The organism is Sulfurifustis variabilis (assembly GCF_002355415.1).
Lineage (GTDB): Bacteria > Pseudomonadota > Gammaproteobacteria > Acidiferrobacterales > Sulfurifustaceae > Sulfurifustis > Sulfurifustis variabilis.
Map to the genome: position 1 here is coordinate 2,486,749 of NZ_AP014936.1, position 14,519 is coordinate 2,501,267.

12 protein-coding genes are annotated in these 14,519 nt (G+C 67.2%); 1 reads left to right on the forward strand and 11 read right to left on the reverse strand.

The window, feature by feature from the left end:
* Positions 1–97: 97 nt before the first annotated feature.
* The 7 genes from greA to dapB form a co-directional block, all read right to left on the reverse strand.
* Positions 98–574, reverse strand: coding sequence for a transcription elongation factor GreA (gene greA / locus SVA_RS11930; protein WP_096461435.1), 477 nt, complete (start codon positions 572–574; stop codon positions 98–100).
* Positions 571–3,798 (reverse strand): carbamoyl-phosphate synthase large subunit, encoded by a 3,228-nt coding sequence (gene carB, locus SVA_RS11935; RefSeq protein ID WP_096461436.1) that lies wholly within the window; start codon positions 3,796–3,798, stop codon positions 571–573. Before carB ends, greA begins: the two co-directional genes overlap by 4 nt.
* 19 nt (positions 3,799–3,817) lie before the next feature.
* Positions 3,818–4,999, reverse strand: a complete 1,182-nt coding sequence (gene carA, locus SVA_RS11940) for a glutamine-hydrolyzing carbamoyl-phosphate synthase small subunit (protein ID WP_231971788.1) — start codon at positions 4,997–4,999, stop codon at positions 3,818–3,820.
* 305 nt (positions 5,000–5,304) lie between these two features.
* On the reverse strand, positions 5,305–5,841 hold the full coding sequence (locus SVA_RS11945) for an outer membrane beta-barrel protein (RefSeq protein WP_169924067.1): 537 nt from the start codon (positions 5,839–5,841) through the stop codon (positions 5,305–5,307).
* Between the two features lie 169 nt (positions 5,842–6,010).
* Entirely contained in the window at positions 6,011–7,027 is a 1,017-nt protein-coding gene (locus SVA_RS11950; RefSeq protein ID WP_096461439.1) for an SDR family oxidoreductase, read from the reverse strand.
* A gap of 103 nt (positions 7,028–7,130) precedes the next feature.
* On the reverse strand, positions 7,131–7,766 hold the full coding sequence (locus SVA_RS11955) for a c-type cytochrome (RefSeq protein ID WP_169924068.1): 636 nt from the start codon (positions 7,764–7,766) through the stop codon (positions 7,131–7,133).
* A 119-nt stretch (positions 7,767–7,885) separates the two neighbouring features.
* Complete coding sequence (dapB, locus tag SVA_RS11960; RefSeq protein WP_096461441.1) at positions 7,886–8,677, reverse strand: 4-hydroxy-tetrahydrodipicolinate reductase; 792 nt, start codon at positions 8,675–8,677, stop codon at positions 7,886–7,888.
* A 103-nt stretch (positions 8,678–8,780) separates the two neighbouring features.
* On the opposite strand from dapB, the gene SVA_RS11965 reads away from it, so the two are divergent.
* Positions 8,781–9,476 (forward strand): MgtC/SapB family protein, encoded by a 696-nt coding sequence (locus tag SVA_RS11965; RefSeq protein WP_096461442.1) that lies wholly within the window; start codon positions 8,781–8,783, stop codon positions 9,474–9,476.
* A 35-nt stretch (positions 9,477–9,511) separates the two neighbouring features.
* Here SVA_RS11965 and dnaJ read toward each other — a convergent pair whose 3' ends face one another.
* From dnaJ to hrcA, 4 genes are all read right to left on the reverse strand, one after another.
* Complete coding sequence (gene dnaJ / locus SVA_RS11970) at positions 9,512–10,642, reverse strand: molecular chaperone DnaJ (protein ID WP_096461443.1); 1,131 nt, start codon at positions 10,640–10,642, stop codon at positions 9,512–9,514.
* Between the two features lie 118 nt (positions 10,643–10,760).
* Positions 10,761–12,701: a molecular chaperone DnaK gene (dnaK, locus tag SVA_RS11975; RefSeq protein ID WP_096461444.1), complete on the reverse strand. Its 1,941-nt coding sequence runs from the start codon at positions 12,699–12,701 to the stop codon at positions 10,761–10,763.
* 68 nt (positions 12,702–12,769) lie between these two features.
* Positions 12,770–13,387, reverse strand: coding sequence for a nucleotide exchange factor GrpE (grpE, locus tag SVA_RS11980; RefSeq protein WP_096461445.1), 618 nt, complete (start codon positions 13,385–13,387; stop codon positions 12,770–12,772).
* A 44-nt stretch (positions 13,388–13,431) separates the two neighbouring features.
* Positions 13,432–14,505, reverse strand: coding sequence for a heat-inducible transcriptional repressor HrcA (hrcA, locus tag SVA_RS11985; RefSeq protein ID WP_096461446.1), 1,074 nt, complete (start codon positions 14,503–14,505; stop codon positions 13,432–13,434).
* Between the last annotated feature and the right edge of the window lie 14 nt (positions 14,506–14,519).

A 14,519-nucleotide genomic window follows, 5' to 3' on the forward strand; every position in this document is an offset into this window, starting at 1 on the left:
GCGGATGCACGCCGTTGGCGAACAGGCCGAGCGGATCGGGACCAAGGATATGCCTCGCTTCCTGTCTCCGGCCCTCGTGAGGCGGCCGGGCCCGTGCTCACACGTACCGGATATCGAGGATCTCGTACTGGCGTTGCCCGCCGGGCACCTGCACGTCGACGACATCGCCCTGCTCCTTGCCGATCAGCGCCCGGGCGATCGGCGAGCTCACCGATATCTTCCCCGCCGTGATGTCGGCTTCGTGGTCGCCGACGATCTGGTAGGTCACCTGCTGGCCGTTGTGCTCGTCCATGAGGTCGAGCGTGGCGCCGAAGACGACCTTGCCGTTCGCCCGGACGGTGGTCGGGTCGATCACCTGGGCGTGGGCCAGCTTGTGCTCGAGCTCCTTGATCCGGCCTTCGATGAAGCCCTGCTGCTCCTTGGCCGCGTGGTATTCCGCGTTCTCCGAGAGGTCCCCGTGCGCCCGCGCCTCCGCGATCGCCTGGATGATGCGCGGGCGCTCGACGCTCTTGAGCCGGTTGAGCTCGGCCTTCAGCTTTTCCGCGCCGGCAACGGTCATCGGGACCTTGTTCACGCGTGGATCTCCCTGTGCAGGTCCTGGAGGCGGTTGACGCTGAGCTCACGCATCTGGCCGTGCGCTTCGCACGCGGCCCGGGCCGCCGCCAGGGTGGTGTAGTTGGTGACCTTGTGCTGCAGGGCCTGTCGCCGGATCAGGTAGGAATCCTCGAGGCTCTGCTTGTCGGATATCGTGTTGATGATTATATCCACCTCGTCGTTCATGATCATGTCGACGACGTGCGGGCGGCCCTCGGACACCTTGTTCACGGTCCGGACCGCGATCCCGGCTGCCTCGAGCACGGCCGCCGTGCCCCGCGTGGCCAGGATGTCGAAACCGTTGGTGCTGAAATACCGGACGATCTCGACGATCCCCTGCTGGTCGGCATCGCGCACGCTGACGAACAGCCGGCCGCTCCGCGGTATCTCGGCGCCGGCGGCGATCTGGGACTTCGAAAAGGCCTCGCCGAAGGTTCGTCCCACTCCCATCACCTCCCCGGTCGATTTCATCTCGGGCCCCAGCACGGTGTCGACCCCCGGGAACTTGATGAAGGGGAAGACCGCCTCCTTGACCGAATAATAGGAAGGGACGACCTCGCCCGCGACGCCCTGGCTCGGGAGACTCCGGCCGACCATGCACCGGGCGGCGACCTTGGCGAGTGGCCGGCCGGTGGCCTTCGACACGTAAGGCACCGTGCGCGAGGCGCGCGGATTGACCTCGAGCACGTAGATCTCGCCGTCCTTGATCGCAAACTGCACGTTCATGAGACCGACCACCTTGAGCGCGCGGGCCATCGCAACCGTCTGACGACGCAGTTCCTCCTGGAGCTTCCGAGACAGCGTGAAAGGGGGAAGCGAGCAGGCGGAGTCGCCCGAATGCACGCCCGCTTCCTCGATGTGCTCCATGATGCCCCCGATCACCACCCGCTCGCCGTCCGACACCGCGTCGACGTCGACTTCCGTCGCATCGGACAGAAAGCGATCGAGCAGCACGGGCGAGTCCTCGGAGACACGCACCGCCTCGCGCATGTAGCGTTCGAGGTCCTCGCGCGCGTGCACGACCTCCATGGCACGGCCGCCGAGCACGTAGCTCGGGCGCACGACGAGGGGATAGCCGATTCTCTCCGCCAGCCGCACGGCGGCCTCGGTCGTGCGCGCGGTCGCGTTCGGCGGTTGCAGGAGCTTGAGCCGCTTGATGAGCTTCTGGAAGCGCTCGCGGTCCTCGGCCACGTCGATGGAGTCGGGGGTGGTGCCGATGATCGGGGCACCGGCCGCTTCCAGGCCCTTCGCGAGCTTGAGCGGCGTCTGCCCGCCGTACTGCACGATCACGCCGGCCGGCTTCTCGAGATCGATGATCTCCAGGACGTCTTCGTGCGTCAGCGGCTCGAAGTACAGCCGGTCGGAGGTATCGTAGTCGGTCGAGACGGTCTCCGGGTTGCAGTTGACCATGATGGTCTGGTAGCCGTCCTCGCGCAGCGCGAGCGAGGCGTGCACGCAGCAGTAGTCGAACTCGATGCCCTGCCCGATACGGTTCGGACCGCCGCCGAGCACGATGATTTTCTTGCGGTCGTCGGGCTGCGCCTCGCATTCCTCTTCGTAGGTCGAGTACATGTACGCCGTGGTCGAGGCGAACTCGGCGGCGCAGGAGTCGACCCGCTTGTAGACCGGACGGACCTTGTCCTCGTGGCGCCACTTGCGCACGCGCTCCTCGGGAACGCCGAGGAGCTCGGACAGCCGCCGGTCCGAAAAGCCCTTGCGCTTCCACGCCAGCAACTCCTGGGCGCTCGGGCGGCGCTTGCCCTTTCGGGCAATCGCGCTTTCGATCGCAACCAGCTCCTCGACCTGCGCGAGAAACCAGGGATCGATGCGGCACAGGCCGTGGATCTCCTCCAGGCTCCAGCCGAAGCGGAAAGCGTCCGCGAGGTACCACACCCGCTCCGGACCCGGGACACGCAGGCCCTGCGTGAGCCGCTTCTTCACCTCCTCCTGGGAAAGCGCCGGATCCAGCTTCGGCTCGAGCCCGTAGGAGCCGATCTCGAGCGAGCGCAGGGCCTTCTGCAGCGACTCCTGGAAAGTCCGGCCGATGGCCATTGCCTCGCCCACGGACTTCATCTGGGTCGTGAGCGTCGGATCGGCCTTCGGGAACTTCTCGAAGGTGAATCGCGGGATCTTCGTGACGACGTAATCGAGCGTCGGCTCGAAGGAGGCGGGCGTGACGCCGCCCGTGATCTCGTTGCGGAGCTCGTCGAGCGTGTAACCCACCGCCAGCTTCGCCGCGATCTTGGCGATGGGAAAGCCGGTGGCCTTCGACGCGAGCGCGGACGAGCGGCTGACGCGGGGATTCATCTCGACCACGATCATGCGCCCGTCCCTCGGATCGATCGCGAACTGCACGTTCGAGCCGCCGGTGTCGACGCCGATTTCGCGCAGCACCGCGATCGAGGCGTCGCGCATGATCTGGTATTCCTTGTCCGTCAGCGTCTGCGCCGGCGCGACGGTAATCGAGTCGCCCGTGTGCACGCCCATCGGGTCGAAGTTCTCGATCGAGCAGACGATGATGCAGTTGTCGGCGGAATCGCGCACGACCTCCATCTCGTACTCCTTCCAGCCGATGATCGACTCCTCGATCAGCAGCTCGCTCGTCGGCGAAGCCTCGAGCCCGCGCTCGCAGATGGCGATGAACTCGTCCCTGTTGTAGGCGATGCCGCCGCCCGACCCGCCGAGGGTGAACGACGGGCGGATGATCGCCGGATAGCCGATCATCGCCTGCACCTGCATCGCCTCCTCGAGCGAGTGCGCGATCGCACCGCGCACGGTGGCGAGCCCGATGCGCTCCATCGCCTTCTTGAAGAGCTCGCGATCCTCGGCCTTGTCGATCGCCTCGCGCGTCGCGCCGATCATCTTCACGCCGTGGCGCTCGAGCACGCCCTCGCGGGCGAGATCGAGCGCGCAGTTGAGCGCCGTCTGCCCGCCCATGGTCGGCAGCAGCGCGTCCGGCCGCTCGTGCTCGATGATTTTCGCGATGGTCGGCCAGGTGATCGGCTCGATATAGGTCGCGTCGGCCATGTCGGGGTCGGTCATGATCGTGGCCGGGTTCGAATTGACCAGGATGACCCGATAGCCTTCCTCCCTGAGCGCCTTGCACGCCTGCGCCCCGGAATAGTCGAACTCGCAGCCTTGGCCGATGATGATCGGGCCCGCACCGATGATCAGGACGCTCTCGATGTCCGTGCGCTTGGGCATGCCGGTGATCTTCGTCTGCTTAAAGTGATGCGCGGGAGGCGGTCGCGGTCTCGGCGACCGCCGGCACGGCGGCGCGGCTCTCCATGAGCCGCATGAAACGGTCGAACAGTGGCAGGATGTCGTGCGGGCCGGGGCTCGCCTCGGGGTGACCCTGAAAGCAGAAGGCCGGCGCATCGGTGCGCTCGAGACCCTGGATCGAGCCGTCGAAGAGCGAGCGGTGCGTCACGCGCAGGTTCGCCGGCAGGCTGGACTCGTCGACCGCGAACCCGTGGTTCTGGCTCGTGATCATCACGCGCCCGGTATCGATGTCGAGCACCGGGTGGTTTGCGCCGTGATGTCCGAACTTCATCTTTATGGTACGCGCGCCCGAAGCGAGCCCGAGGAGCTGGTGCCCGAGACAGATCCCGAAGACCGGAACGCCGGTATCGACGATCGCGCGGATCGCCTCCACGGCGTAGGCGCACGGCTCAGGGTCGCCGGGTCCGTTGGACAGGAACACGCCGTCCGGCGCGAGCCGCAGCACGTCCGCCGCCGGCGTGGTCGCCGGGACGATCGTGAGCCGGCAGCCGCGCTCCACGAGCATGCGCAGGATGTTGCGCTTGACGCCGTAATCGTATGCGACGACGTGGAACCGCGGCGCCGCCGCGCGAACGAAACCTTCGCCCAGCGCCCAGCCGCCCGCCTCCCACGCGTAGGGTTTCTTCGTGGAAACGACTTTCGCGAGATCCATGCCCTTCAAGCCGGGAAAGGCCCGCGCTCGCTCGACAGCCGCTTTCCTGTCGAGCTTCTGGCTCTTGCCCGCCGCGAGCAGGCATCCGTTCTGGGCGCCCTTGTCCCGAAGCAGCCGCGTCAGGCGTCGTGTGTCGATGCCGGCGATGGCGACGAGGCGATGGCGCAGGAGAAAGTCGGTCAAGGACTCGGTCGCGCGGAAGTTGCTCGCGCGCGGAGGCAGGTCGCGGATGATGAGGCCCGCCGCGTAAGCCCGCTCGGCCTCCATGTCCTCCGGGTTCGCCCCGGTGTTGCCGATGTGGGGGTACGTCAGGGTGACGAGCTGCTTGTAGTAAGAAGGGTCCGTCAGTATCTCCTGATACCCCGTCATCGCGGTGTTGAACACCACTTCCCCGACGGCCTCCCCGGGAATGCCGATGGACTCCCCGTAGAACAGGGAACCATCTTCCAGGGCCAACAGGGCGGACGGCATCAGCGATAGATCCGGAGCGTGCGCGCAAAAACGGGAGCAGTCCCCCGCTCCCGTAGTCATTTCTTAGCTCGGCTAGGCATCGCATTCTACGTGCCGGAGAGCTTCAGATCAACGCACGCCCGCTTGCCCTGGCGCAGTCCTGGGAAGGCGGGCGTCGAGATGCGGGTGGGCTTCCTGGTCCGCTTCGCCGCCTGCTTCCTGGCCGACGCTATCGGCAGAAGAAGCGGTATCCGCTTCGGGTCGCGCCGCCCGGGACGAAGACCGGGCCGGGTTCGCGGGTCCGGTCGCCGTTGCCAGGCCGCTGTTCAGAAGCGGAACTCGATGCTGACCGAGCCGCCGGTGATCGACTCGTCGGTGGCAAAGTCCTCCACGCCGACGAACTGCTCGATCTCGCCTCGAACCGCGACGTTGGCGTTGAACGCATAGGAAATCCCCAGCGCCCAGGCGAGCCCGCTGCTGCTTTCCGTCGCGATCGTCGTTCCGGAAACGATCAGATCCGTGTCGAAAGAGTACGCGCCGATCTTGCCGAAGAATCCGAAGCCGCCGCTGGGCGGCTCGCCGCGGTACCCGACATAGGCGGCGAGACCACCCGCCTCGAACCCGGCCGGCGCCCCGTCCGCGTCGGTCTCCCCCAGGTTTACGGTAGCGGCCTCGACGAACACGCCGCTCTCGGCGTAATACCCGGCGAAGATCTTGTAGCCGCTGGAATTGTCGAGATCGCTATAGTCGTAAGAACTGTTGCTCACCCCCGCTCCGACAAAGAATCCCGCCTCGGCGGTGGTCGTGAGCAGAATACCGATCAGGAACGCCAGCGCCGCGTTTGCCGCGTTTCTTCTATTCACGGAATGCCTCCCTCTGTTATTTATATTGGTTACCGTCGTCGTAACGAGCTTGTACCCGCCTATCGTCCCCCTTTCCGGGAGCCCCTGACGAGTCCGGGGTTATATACCGTGCTTTTACCCCGTCGGCAACGACGCCGGCGACTTCAACGGTTCCGGTTTTCGGCGTCGGCTAACCGCGTGTCGCGCGGCCGCGCAGGACTGCCGCTGCAGCGGCGCCGACACCCAATGCCACGAGGCTCGCGGCGACCGGGTGCAGGCGCGCGCGGGTGTAGACGCTTCGCTCGAATACGTGCTGGTCGGCGTAGCGGCTGCGCTCGTGACCGTCCTCGCGCGGTTCGTAAAGGTTGTTCTCTTCGCGAGGAGCGGAAGGCTCGTCGGTCTGTTGAAGATACGTCATCGTCCGCTCCATGACCTTGTCCGTCAGGCGCGGAAACAACATTCCGAGGGTTGAGATCAGGCGGCCCCCGCCACCCACCACGATGTCCCGAACCGGGTGCTCGGCCGCATGCAGGATCGCGTCGGCCACCAGGTCGGGGGCGTAGATCGGCGGCGGGTTCTTCGGCGCCACGGGCAGGTAGTTCTTGGCGTGGCGCATGTAGGGGGTATCGATGGCGCTCGGCTTGATCAGCGTGACGGAAACCGGCGCACCGTCCCGCTCGAGCTCCATGCGCAGCGCGACCGTGAATGCCTTGACCGCGCTCTTCGACGCCGAGTAGATCCCCTGGACGGGTATCGCGCGGTCCGACAGCACGCTGCCGATGTTGACGATCGCGCCACCCCGTTCCCGCAGGTGGTCCGCGGCGATGCGCGAGCCGTAGACCACACCCCAGTAGTTGGTATCGAACAGCCGGCGCTGATCCTCGATCGTGACGTCCTCGACGTCGCCGTAGATCGACACCGCCGCCCCGTTCACCCAGGTGTCGAAGCCGCCGTACCGGCGTATGGCGGCATCGGCGATGCGGCGCACGTCCTCTTCCCGACCCACGTCCGCGACGACGTGGATCGCCTCGCCGCCCTTCGCGCGGATCTCGTCGCAGAGATCCTTCAGCACCTGTTCGTTGCGCGCGGCAAGCACCAGGCGCGCTCCGCGCCGTGCTGCGGCTCGCGCGGTCACGAGACCGATCCCGCTCGATGCCCCCGTGATCACCATCACCTGCCGGTCGAGCGCCTTCAGCTTCGCGCGCATGTCACCCTCCTTGTGAACGTGGCGAACTTCCGGTTGGACCACCGCCGGTTCGGTTCATTCGAATCCGGGAGCAAGACCCTCCGGTCGACGCCACTAAGCGCCGTTACGGCAGCGACGCGAGATAGGCTACGAGCGCGGCGATGTCCTCGTCGGAGAGGATTCCGGCGATGCCCGCCATGACGCTGGCCTTCGCCTCGCCTGCGCCGGTTTGAAACGCATACAGGCGATGGCGCAGGTATTCCGGGCGCTGACCGGCGAGGCGTGCGTGGCGCTCCCCGCCCCGCGCGTCGCTTCCGTGGCAGGCGACGCAATGTTCGCGGAACCGCGCCTCGCCACGCATCCGCAGGGCGGGATCGGCAGCGACCGGGCGCGGGCGCTGACGGGCGAAGTAGAGGGCGACGGCCGCCCGGTCGTCGGGCGCGAACTGGCGGGCAAGCGGCGTCATGATGAAGTCCGAGCGCTGCCCGCTGGCGAACCGCTCGATCTGCGCGAGGAGATAGTAGGCGTTTTGTCCGGCGAGATTGGGCACGAGCGGCATGACGCTGTTTCCGTCCTCGCCGTGGCAGCGCATGCAGAACGCCGCCCGCTCGCGCGCGGCCCGAAGGAACGACTCGTCGATTGTTTCCGGCGATGCGGACAGGAGCGCCGCGAGGCGCGCCCGGGCCTCGGACGACGGTCGATCGGCACCGGACGGTGCGCTGACGAGCAGGAGCGCGAGCACTAACCAGCGTATCGGCATCGAGGGCATCGGGAAGGTCCATGACTGATCCGGCCCGATATCGATGCAACGGCCGTGCCGTACGGGTCGGAGCCCGCGCCGCGAAGCTGATCTGGATCAACTCGCCGGCGGAAAACCGCTCAGCGCAGTCCGAGCACGTCCTGCATGTCGTAGAGTCCCGGATCGCGGGTGGCGATCCAGCGCGCCGCGCGGACGGCGCCCTCGGCGAAGGTGGCGCGCGACTCCGCGCGATGCGTGATCTCGACCCGCTCGCCGCGCCCGACGAAGAGCGCCGTGTGCTCCCCGACGATCTCGCCGGCCCGCACCACGGCGAACCCGATCGCGCCATCCGGTCGCGCGCCCGCACGCGCCGGAGGAAGCATGAGTTCCTGGAGCGAACGACCGCGTGCCTGCGCGATGACCTCGCCCATGCGCAACGCGGTCCCGGAGGGAGCATCCACCTTGTGGCGATGGTGGGCCTCGACAATCTCGACGTCCGTCCCCTCGCCGAGCGTCCGAGCGGCGATCTCGAGCAGCTTGAAGCAGAGGTTGACCCCGACGCTCATGTTGGGGGCGAACACGACGGGAATGGTTCTGCCCGCCTCCGCGATACGCGCGCGCCCGGCCTCGTCGAATCCGGTGGTACCGATCACGATGCGACGCGCGTGGCGTACGCAAACGTCCAGGTGTCCGAGCGTCGGCTCGGGGCGGGTGAAGTCGATGAGGACGTCGAACGCGGCCGGATCGAGCCGATCGCTCACGAGGACACCGAGCCGGACCGCGCCGGCCAGCTCGCCGGCGTCGCGACCGAGCGCCGGCGATTCCGAACGCTCCAGGGCCGCAGTCACCGACATGTCGTCGGCGCGGGTTGCCGCCTCCACGAGTGCCCGGCCCATGCGACCCGCCGCACCCGCAATCGCCAACCGGACCATCGCGATTTCCCCGTGATGAGTAGGCGGGCAAGGATAAAGGATTTAGCGGGGCCGGACCACGCGCCGCGCTGCTCGCTGCCGGGCGAAGCGTACAATCCCGGACATGACGGGCAAGGAAGCCGAGATATTGCTGCATCTGCTCGCCGCGCTGCTTGCCGGCGGCCTGATCGGGCTCGAGCGCACCTACCACGGCAGGCCCGCCGGATTTCGCACGCACACCCTGGTCTGCATGGCTTCGGCCGTGCTCATGCTCTTGACGGTCTACCAGGTGGAGCTGTTGCCGCAGCTGCCGCTCGAGTCGGTACGCGTCGACCCTACGCGCATGGGCCAGGGAATCATGACCGGCATCGGATTTCTCGGCGCCGGCGTCATCATGAAGGAAGGCCTCACGATACGCGGTCTGACGACCGCGGCCTCGATCTGGATGACCGCCTCCATCGGCATCCTGATCGGCGTGGGGTTCTACTTCCCGGCCCTCGTCGCGACCGTCCTCACGCTGATCACCCTGTCCCTCTTTCGCTGGGTCGAGGCCGCGGCGCCGGCGCTGTCGTTCGCGCGCCTGCGCCTGCGCTTTTCGCGGGACGACTACATGACGGAGGACGCCCTGGCAACGATCATCGGGCGGCACGGGATCACGACGAGCGGCTTCAGCTACCGGCTCGCCGACGACGGACGCTATTTCGAGTACGAGATGACCATCCGCGCGCGCACCCCGAAGGCGTTCCAGCAACTGGCGGAAACCCTCGCGGCGATGAACCAGGTGCTCGAGTTCTCCATCGTGCCGACGGGAGAGAAGTGACGCGACGGGCGACCGGTCGCACGCCGTCCGTCACGTCACGCGGTGAAGAAATTCTTGATCTTGTCCACCCAGGACGTCGCGCGCGGGCTGTGCGCGGCGCCACCGGCCTTCAACGACTCGTCGAACCGCTCGAGCAGCGCGCGCTGCTCGGCGGTCAGATTCACCGGGGTCTCGATGCTCACCCGCACGTAGAGGTCGCCCACGCGGCCGGTGCGCACGCCGCGCACGCCTTTGCCGCGCAGCCGGAAGGTCTTCTCGCTCTGCGTGCCGGGCGGCACCTTGATCGTCGCCCGGCCGTCCAGGGTGGGCGCCTCCAGCTCGCCCCCGAGCACCGCGGCGGCGAAGCTGATCGGCATCTCGCAGTAGAGATCGTCGTGCTCGCGCTTGAAGATCGGGTGCGGCTTGAGGCGGACCTGCACGAAGAGATCGCCCGCGGGACCTCCGTTCTCGCCGGGCTCGCCTTCGCCCGTGAGGCGGATGAGGTCGCCGTCGTCCACGCCGGCCGGCACGCGCACCGACAGCGTCTTCTGCTGCTGCACGCGCCCTTCGCCGCGGCAGGCGGGACACGGATCGGCGATGATGCGCCCCGCCCCGCGACAGCTCGGGCATGTCTGCTGGATGGAGAAGAAACCCTGCTGCATGCGCACCTGCCCGTGCCCGGCGCAGGTACGGCACGCCGTCGGCGAGGTGCCCGCGCGCGCCCCGGAGCCGTCACACGTGTCGCAGCGCACGAGCGTCGGGACGCGGATCTTCACTTCCGTGCCGCGGACGGCGTCCTCGAGGGAGAGGTCGAGCGAGTAGCGCGTGTCGGCGCCGCGGTAGGCCTGGTGGGCGCGGCGCCCCTGCCCGAAGATGTCGCCGAACACGTCGCCGAAGATGTCGGCGAAGTGCGAGGCGCCCGCGGCGCCGTAGAAACCGCCCGCGCCGGCGGCCGCCGCCGGGTCGACGCCGGCGTGGCCGAACTGGTCGTAGGCGGCGCGCTTCTGGGGATCGCAGAGAATCTCGTAGGCCTCTTTGGCCTCCTTGAAGCGCGCCTCCGTGGTCTTGTCGCCCGGATTGCGGTCCGGGTGGTACTTCATCGCGAGCCGCCGGAAGGCCTTGGTGATCTCCGCCTCCGACGCGTTGCGCGCCACGCCGAGGGTCTCGTAATAGTCTTGCTTCGCCATTGCCGATCAGCGCTCTCTTCGCCGCGGGTTGACACGAAACAGGCGCAGAGTGACCTCCTGCGCCTGTCCCGCCGGGCCGGTTGTCGGCTGATCCCGCGGCACCAGCCGAAAGCGGGTGTTACTTCTTGGCCTTGTTCTCCTTGACCTCCTCGAACTCGGCGTCGACCACGTTGTCCTTGTCGGCCCCCGCGCCGGCGCCGGACTCCGCGCCCGCACCGCCGGCGGCGCCCGCCTCCTGCGTCGCCTTGTACATCTGCTCGGCGAGCTTGTGGGAGGCCTCCATGAGCGCGTCGGTCTTCTTCTGGATCGCGTCCCTGTCGTCGCCGCGTGCGGTCTCCTCGAGCTCCTTGATAGCGGCCTCGATGCGATCCTTGTCTTCCGCGCCGAGCTTGTCGCCCAGCTCCTTCATCGACTTGCGGACGTTGTGGATCATCGCGTCCGCCTGGTTGCGCGCCTCGGCGAGCTCGCGCGCCTTGCGGTCCTCTTCGGCGTGCGCCTCGGCGTCCTTGACCATGCGCTGGATCTCGGCCTCCGTCAGGCCCGAGCCCGCCTTGATCTCGATCTTGTTCTCCTTGCCGGTCGCCTTGTCCTTCGCGGAGACGTGCAGGATGCCGTTCGCGTCGATGTCGAACGTGACCTCGATCTGCGGGACGCCGCGCGGCGCCGGGGGAATGCCGGTCAGGTCGAAGCGCCCGAGCGACTTGTTGCCGCTCGCCATTTCGCGCTCGCCCTGGAGCACGTGCACCGTGACCGCCCCCTGGTTGTCCTCCGCGGTCGAGAAGACCTGCGAGGCGCGGGTCGGGATGGTCGTGTTTTTCTGGATGATCTTGGTCATCACGCCGCCCAGCGTCTCGATGCCGAGCGAAAGCGGCGTGACGTCGAGGAGCAGCACGTCCTTGACGTCGCCCGACAGCACCGCGCCCTGGATCGCCGCACCGATCGCCACCGCCTCGTCCGGGTTCACGTCCTTGCGCGGCTCGCGCCCGAAGAAGTCCTTGACGACCTCCTGCACCTTCGGCATGCGCGTCTGTCCGCCGACCAGGATCACGTCGTTGATGTCGGCCGCCTTGAGCCCCGCGTCCTTGAGCGCGGTCTTGCACGGCTCGATGGTCTTGACGATGAGGTCCTCGACGAGCGACTCGAGCTTCGCGCGCGTGAGCTTGATGTTGAGGTGCTTCGGACCCGAGGCGTCCGCCGTGATGTACGGCAGGTTGATCTCGGTCTGCTGCGTGGAGGACAGCTCGATCTTCGCCTTTTCGGCGGCGTCCTTCAGGCGCTGCAGCGCGAGCGGGTCCTTGTGCAGGTCCACGCCGTGGTCCTTTTTGAACTCGTCCACGAGGTAATCGATGATGCGCTTGTCGAAATCCTCGCCGCCGAGGAAGGTGTCCCCGTTCGTCGACAGCACCTCGAACTGGTGCTCGCCGTCGACCTCGGCGATCTCGATGATCGATATGTCGAACGTGCCGCCGCCGAGGTCGTACACCGCGATCTTGGAGTCGCCCGGCTTCTTGTCCATGCCGAAGGCGAGCGCCGCGGCCGTCGGCTCGTTGATGATGCGCTTGACCTCAAGGCCCGCGATGCGCCCGGCGTCCTTGGTCGCCTGGCGCTGGGAGTCGTTGAAGTAGGCCGGTACGGTGATCACCGCCTCCTTCACCTCGTGCCCGAGATAGTCCTCGGCGGTCTTCTTCATCTTTTGCAGCACGCGCGCGGAGACCTCCGGCGGCGCCATCTTCTTGCCGCGCGCCTCCACCCACGCGTCGCCGTTCGGGGCCCGCACGATCTTGTACGGCACCATCTTGACGTCCCGCTGGACGACCTCGTCCTCGTACTTGCGCCCGATCAGGCGCTTGATGGCGTAGAGGGTGTTGGCCGGGTTGGTGATGGCCTGGCGCTTCGCGGCCTGGCCGACGATGACCTCGCCGTCCTCCGTGAATGCCACGACGGACGGGGTGGTGCGGTCGCCCTCGCTGTTCTCGATCACCCGCACCTTGCTGCCTTCCATGATGGCAACACAGGAGTTGGTGGTGCCCAGGTCAATGCCGATTATTTTGCTGGCCATCGTTGATTTCCTCGAATCCGTAGAGTCCGCGTCGGTTACGCGTCGTAATGGGGCCGCTGCCCCGCATTTCAAGCGTTTCCGGGCGCCTGCCCGCCTTCCGGCGCCCGGGCCACCACGACCAGGGCCGGCCTCAGGACGCGGTCGTGAAGCAGGTAGCCTTTCTGCATGACGTTCACGACGTGGTTGGCCGGAACCTCGCCGCTCTCGACCACGCTGATGGCGTGGTGCTTCGAGGGGTCGAACTTCTCGCCCCTGGGGTCGATGACGGCGAGCGAAAACTTGCGAAAGACGTCGTCCATGAGGCGCAGGGTCAGGTCCAGGCCCTCGTGCATTTTCTGCAGGGCGGTCTGGTTCTCGGCCTGGATGTCGACCGACCGGGCGAGCTCCAGGCTGTCCCGCACCCCGAGGAGCTCGGTCGCGAAGCGCTCGAGGCCGTACTTGTGCGCGTTCTGGACGTCGATCTCGGCCCGCCGGCGTACATTTTCGATCTCCGCGCGGGCGCGCAGGAACCGGTCTTGCGCCTCGGTCGCCTCCGCCCGGGCGGCCGCGAGCTGCGACTTCAGGTCGCCCGCGCCCGACTCGCCCGCATCCGCTTCGTCGCCGGGCGGGGACGGCCGCTCGGTCTTCGTATCCGCTCGAGGACCGTCGTCCTTCGCGTGCAACGTGCGCTCCTGGTCTTCGGCCATGGCTACCCCTGAGTCAAAAAACCCGATTCGTCGCGTGTATGGGGTTAGGAACGGGAGCTTTCAAGGCGCGGCGGCTGCCCGGCGCCCGTCTGAAGCGTAAGGGCCGAACTCAGGAGCCGGGCCGTGAGATCCACGATCGGGATGATGTGCTCGTACGGCATGCGGGTCGGGCCGATCACCCCGAGCGTACCGACGACCTGCTTGTCCACGCTGTAGGGGGCCGTGACCACGCTGCAGTCCTCGAGCACTTCGTAACCGGACTCGGCCCCGATGAAGATCTTGATACCGTTCACGCGCATGCTCCGATCGAGCAGATGCAGGAGGTCGCGCTTGGTATTGAAGGCGTCGAACAGCCGGCGCAGCTTCTTGACGTCACCGAGATCGGGCACGTCCATGAGATTCGACTCCCCGCTCAGCAGCAGCTCATCGCCCTCCTTCGGCTCGGACGCGAATGCCTGGCGCGCCATCTCGACGGCAAGGCGAATGATCCGCTGCATGTCGTCGCTCGCCTGCTGCATCTCGGAGACCAGCGCCCGCTTGACGTTCGCGAGGAGCATGCCCGCGTAGCTTTCGTTGAAATAGTTGGCCGCCTGTGTCAGCTCCGCCGGGGAATAATCCCGGTCGGTGGTGATGATGCGGTTGTCCACGTGGCCGTCCTGGGTCACGAGAATGACCAGGATGCGCCGCCCGGAAAGGGCGAGGAAGTCGATGTGCCGAAACGCCGCCTGCTCGTCGCGCCGGGGGACCATCACGACGCCGGTCAGCCGGCTGATCTCCGACAACAGGTGCGAGGCGGTCTCGATCAGTTCGTGGGGATCGTGCGCCGAGGCGAGCTCTCCTTCGAGCAGGCGCACCTCGCGCACGTCGAGCGGCCGCACCTTAAGAAGGGTGTCGACGAAGAACCGGTAGCCCAGCTGGGTCGGCACGCGCCCCGCCGACGTGTGCGGCGACCGCACGAGCCCCATCTCCTCGAGATCGACCATGACGTTTCGTACCGTCGCCGGGCTGATATCGAGGCCGGCCTGCCGGGCCAGCGTGCGCGACCCCACGGGCTGGCCGTCGGCGATATATCGCTCGATCAGGGTCTTGAGGAGGAGCTCGGCGCGCGGGTTGAGCATCGTTTGCACTACTC

Bases quoted from the DNA above. Each gene is read 5' to 3' on its own strand.
- dapB (WP_096461441.1), bottom strand. From the start codon at position 8,677: ATGGTCCGGTTGGCGATTGCGGGTGCGGCGGGTCGCATGGGCCGGGCA.
- SVA_RS11955 (WP_169924068.1), bottom strand. From the start codon at position 7,766: ATGCCGATACGCTGGTTAGTGCTCGCGCTCCTGCTCGTCAGCGCACCG.
- carB (WP_096461436.1), bottom strand. From the start codon at position 3,798: ATGCCCAAGCGCACGGACATCGAGAGCGTCCTGATCATCGGTGCGGGC.
- grpE (WP_096461445.1), bottom strand. From the start codon at position 13,387: ATGGCCGAAGACCAGGAGCGCACGTTGCACGCGAAGGACGACGGTCCT.
- dnaK (WP_096461444.1), bottom strand. From the start codon at position 12,701: ATGGCCAGCAAAATAATCGGCATTGACCTGGGCACCACCAACTCCTGT.
- carA (WP_231971788.1), bottom strand. From the start codon at position 4,999: ATGCCGTCCGCCCTGTTGGCCCTGGAAGATGGTTCCCTGTTCTACGGG.
- SVA_RS11965 (WP_096461442.1), top strand. From the start codon at position 8,781: ATGACGGGCAAGGAAGCCGAGATATTGCTGCATCTGCTCGCCGCGCTG.
- dnaJ (WP_096461443.1), bottom strand. From the start codon at position 10,642: ATGGCGAAGCAAGACTATTACGAGACCCTCGGCGTGGCGCGCAACGCG.
- hrcA (WP_096461446.1), bottom strand. From the start codon at position 14,505: ATGCTCAACCCGCGCGCCGAGCTCCTCCTCAAGACCCTGATCGAGCGA.
- SVA_RS11950 (WP_096461439.1), bottom strand. From the start codon at position 7,027: ATGCGCGCGAAGCTGAAGGCGCTCGACCGGCAGGTGATGGTGATCACG.